The 4,480-nt window shown below is 34.7% G+C and carries 4 protein-coding genes; 3 read left to right on the top strand and 1 reads right to left on the bottom strand.

The window, feature by feature from the left end; genetic code table 11:
• A partial coding sequence (gene traA / locus ACFILW_RS08925; protein WP_375685596.1) for a Ti-type conjugative transfer relaxase TraA occupies positions 1-3,049 on the bottom strand: 3,049 nt, incomplete at its 3' end.
• Positions 3,050-3,258: 209 nt separating this feature from the next.
• On the opposite strand from traA, the gene ACFILW_RS08920 reads away from it, so the two are divergent.
• The 3 genes from ACFILW_RS08920 to ACFILW_RS08910 form a co-directional block, all read left to right on the top strand.
• Entirely contained in the window at positions 3,259-3,489 is a 231-nt protein-coding gene (locus ACFILW_RS08920) for a TraC family protein (RefSeq protein ID WP_375634889.1), read from the top strand.
• Between the two features lie 52 nt (positions 3,490-3,541).
• A complete protein-coding gene (locus tag ACFILW_RS08915; protein WP_375634888.1) occupies positions 3,542-3,766 on the top strand; it encodes a conjugal transfer protein TraD in 225 nt (74 codons plus the stop codon).
• A 301-nt stretch (positions 3,767-4,067) separates the two neighbouring features.
• A partial coding sequence (locus ACFILW_RS08910; protein WP_375685595.1) for a type IV secretory system conjugative DNA transfer family protein occupies positions 4,068-4,480 on the top strand: 413 nt, incomplete at its 3' end.

The following is a 4,480-nucleotide window of genomic DNA, read 5'->3' as shown; positions in this document are numbered from 1 at the left end:
CGCTTAGCACCTTCTGTTCTAGATTAGAGTTATCCGTATAAGCAGCAAGGTATGGCTCTCGTTCTGTTGCTTTTGATGCAACATTCAACTCTTTTTGTGATTGATCAACCTTGAGATCTTCTTTTTGAAGTTTTGAAAAACTTGTCTTTGCTCTATCCCAAAGGGATTCAATCTTCTCTTTTTGTTTTTGCAACCATTCTTTATTAAAATCAACGTAAGAGGCTATTTTTTCCCCTAAACCTTGATAAACATCAATCCCTCTATTCTTTGTAAATTTGGCTATATAATCTCTATAATCAGGAGATTCAGAAAAATCGAGAGTTGTTGTTTTAACACCAGACCTAGAAAGAGCTGCTACCAATTTTTCATAGGTATTAGCATGATCAGACCGCTTGATAGCATCAACAAAAGAAGGATCACCGCGTTCTATTAAATCAACATTAAAAACATTTCTTTTAATTTCTTTATTATTAACAACAATAGTTTCTTTATCTTGACGAAGTGATATCTTGTCACCAAGCTCAATACGAGCCCCATCTATCGCAGAGGGAAGATTTACACCATAAACACGTTCAACTCCACGGAAAGTTGCTATATCCGCATAAGGTGTTTTGGTTTTGGCTGTTTCACTAAAAGAAGCATACCCAGCTTCAACAAGTTCACCAGTGATTGTACCTTTAACCTGTTTGTGTTCGTGTAATCGAACGTTTTTAAAATCCTCTTCGGCTACATAAAGATGTGACTGATGCCTATGGCGAGACATTGCAACATAGGAGAGATGTTGATCCATAGATGAGGAGGCTAAAACAAAGACATTATCAACGGTAACTCCTTGACTCTTATGAACCGTAGCCGCATATCCATGATCAACGTTTTGATAGGTCTGATTGGAGAAAACAACTTCTTGGCCAGAGTCAAGACACACTTTTAAAAGCGGTTTTCCTCTTTCATTTTGTGTAGACAAAACAGTTCCCAACATACCATTTTTAACTTTTTGCTTTCCTAATTCTTGGGCATATCTTTCTTCAAATTGAGCATTTTCAAGAAAGATAATTCTGTCACCAACAACAAATTCCCTACGCCCCTTAAGAGTATCAAAATTTGTAACGCTTGCACTATCTTCAGATTTAAGTAAACGAGCATCTTTAAGAGCAGTTCGAATTTCTTCATTTAATTTTTTTACAGACGCATTCGTATGAGCAAGAACAAGTAATTCGTCACCCCGTAAAGTTTTTCCTTCTTCCAGAGCTTTTTTTTCAACTTTTCTTCGTGTATTCATCCAATCTTTAACAAGAGTATTTATGGCTTGGTCACGCGTTTTAGTCTCATGAATGAATCCTCTATTTTTATAATGATCTAAAGCTTCCTTTACTTGTCCACGTGCAAACTGTCGTGATGCATCTTGCCCCCATTCTTCTTTTTGTCTCCTAATACCGGATAATTCTACATAACCAATATTATCAACTACAGCGCGAAATGCCGCTCCAGCCTCAATGGGTTGCAACTGCATATTATCACCAACTAAAACAATTTTTGCGCCTGCTTTTTCAACTTTTTGGACAAAATGCGAAAGTTGTTTTGAAGAAACCATTCCAGCTTCATCAATGACAAAAACATCACCAACCCGTAATTCATCTTTTTTATTTTTCCACGCTAATTCCCACGCAGCAAGAGTTTTACTTTTTATCTTTGAAGATTCTTCAAGACCTTCCGCAGCCTTCCCCGCAAGCGCTGCTCCAAATACACGCTTCCCACTATTAACCCACGCAATATTTGCGGCTTCCAATAGAGTGGATTTTCCAGCACCAGCATAACCAACAACCGCCGCAATACCTTTATCATCTGTAATATGTTGAACGGCTAATTTTTGTTCTTCTGAAAATTTAAATCTATTACTTTTATCTTTATTCTCAACAGACTTTATTGCCTCTAAAACCTGTCTATCTTTTACACCGTGTCCTGTCGTTTGAGACAACGAAACAACACTCCGCTCCATATCATATTCGGTTTTTAATATTTCCTTTGTGGAGTAAATAACTTTATAAGGATTGGAATGATCTTTAATTTTAATCAGGTTATTGCTTTGTTCTAAGCGCACCATAATATCATTAAAGTCATTTGAATTATCAACATATCTATTAATGATCTTAGCAAGATCACCATGATTAAATGTCGACTTCTCAAATGAAATTAACTTCAATACTTCATTAGGGTTTTCTTTAATTTTCTCTACAGATCTCTGTTTTATTTTTTCATTAGCTTGTACCGCATTGCTAGCAAGTCCTTTTTTACTCATTGCATGAGCAGATTGCCCCAAATGAATGGTTGGATCTATAGATAAACCACGCTCTTTGTAAGAACGCATATCTACTTTTATATCATGGCCTGCAAGTGCAAGATGCATCGTTGCAATCTCACCCCATGAGTTGCGTAAATCCTTCAAAGCATCTTTATGACCTATGACGGTTTCATAAACTATACGCTCTTCTTTTCTTATAGCATTCCCTTGTCTATCACGAATAGTAACAAGAGATTTTTTTACTGTTCCATCTTCATTTAAGACAGCTATTTTTTTGGGACCAAAACCATTTTCTAAAACTGGACGTAAAGTATGCATAATATGCACATGTGGATTTCCTTCCTTGTCATGAAAAACCCAATCAGAAACAAGACCACGTGATGAAAAGTTTTCTTTTACAAAGTCTCGTACAAGAGAAATATTTTGATCTCGTGATAACTCTAATGGCAACGCTATAACTATTTCTCTTGCCAACTGTCCATTCACGCGCTCACTATTTTGCACAGTGTTCCACAGCCATTCACTTTTTTTATCATTTGTATCAAAATAACTGAGCTGTTGTGTAATCCATTTTGGAGAACCCTCTGGAATATTCATTTCTGAATGTACAAGGTCTCTATCTTTATCATATCTATGCGTATGAGATCCTTCTAACTCATCAAACATCCTTGTCCTATGGCGATAGGCAGCCGCCGAAATTGCTGATTTTCCAGCACCAATAATTTTAGCTTGTAAATGTGTACTTGCCATAAGATACAATTACCAAAAATTGTGTTTATTTCACAGAAATAATCTATAGCATGAAACGTTTTACTTTAAAACGTATAATTGCGCCTTCAAAAATCTTTTGAAAAAAGACATTTTTTCAGGAGCGCATAAATGCGCACTATCAAGTATTGTTATTGGAGATTTATTCTGTTAAGTAAAAATAAAGATTAAAAAATAAAAGAGAGTTTGAAATGTCACGTAAATCTTTAGAAAAACTTATAGAGGAAAAAAAAGCTCTGGAAGAAAAAAGTAAAAAACTTCTTGAAAGAATTAAAGCTGCTAAAAAACAAGAAGGAGAAAAAATTGCACTATTAGCAGCAGAAGCGGGATTAACAGAATTAAATATAACAAACGATCAATGGAAAAATATTTTCGAGGAGATTAAAGACCGATTTCAAAAAGATCAGCAAAAAACTGAATAATCTTGGGAACTCTATAAAATCACTAAGACGCATTGAAAAAAGGAGGAGATTTTTGAGTGATGAAATAAGACGTAAAGATGCACGTGAAAAAATTATTCTAGGCGGTCTTGTCGTAAAGGCTGGTCTTAAAAATGCTGATAAGTCTTTTATTTTAGGATGTTTAATTCACGCTGCAAAACTTGATACAAATTCAAATGAATATAAAAATTTACAAAAAATAGGACAGCATGCTTTTGCTGATACGCGGGGTCAAAATGATAAACAATCTAAATCGTAAACAAATCATATTTTTAATATGCCCTTTTCTCTTTTCAATCATAATTCTTTTTCTTGTAAACATAACAATAAATAACATTACAGAAAATGGTACTACCCAAGATGCTTATTGGTTTGTTCGTTCAAAACCTCTCGATATTCTCGTCCTTATTGCACTTTCATGTTCTTCATTTATTCTATTACAAAAAAGACATATAAGAAAAAATATCACCATAGCATCATTAATCTCCTTTTGTCTTTTTGCTGCCTACTACAGTATAAATGAATATATAAGACTAAGTCCTTATGTAGGACAAAATAACATGACATGGGCTGATGTTTTTCCTTTCTTTGATAGGATGGTTTTGAGCGGTTCAATCATTGGTATTATTATCCTTGGTTTCACGATGAATCTATCATTGCCAAAAACATCACCTTTGAAAAAATTAAAAAATACGATTTTCGGCAGCGCTCAATGGATGAATATAAAACAACTTGAAATGATCTTTCCAAGTGATGGTGAAGTAGTTATAGGAGAGCGCTATAGAGTCGACGAAGATGTTGTTAAAGATGTCCAATTTAATCCCAAAGACAAAACAACATGGGGGAAAGGTGGTAGCCAGCCATTGTTAACATACAAACTTGATTTTGATTCAACTCATATGTTATTTTTTGCTGGTTCTGGTGGTTATAAAACAACCAGTAATGTTATTCCAACTTGTCTCAAATATTCCGG

Origin of the sequence: Bartonella sp. TT110JLCBS (assembly GCF_042193405.1) — a bacterium.
Classification (GTDB): domain Bacteria; phylum Pseudomonadota; class Alphaproteobacteria; order Rhizobiales; family Rhizobiaceae; genus Bartonella.
This window is presented reverse-complemented; position numbering and strand designations above follow the sequence as displayed.

What these genes read in the sequence shown, in the direction of transcription:
- ACFILW_RS08920 (WP_375634889.1), top strand. Translation starts at nt 3,259, where the DNA reads ATGTCACGTAAATCTTTAGAAAAACTTATAGAGGAAAAAAAAGCTCTG.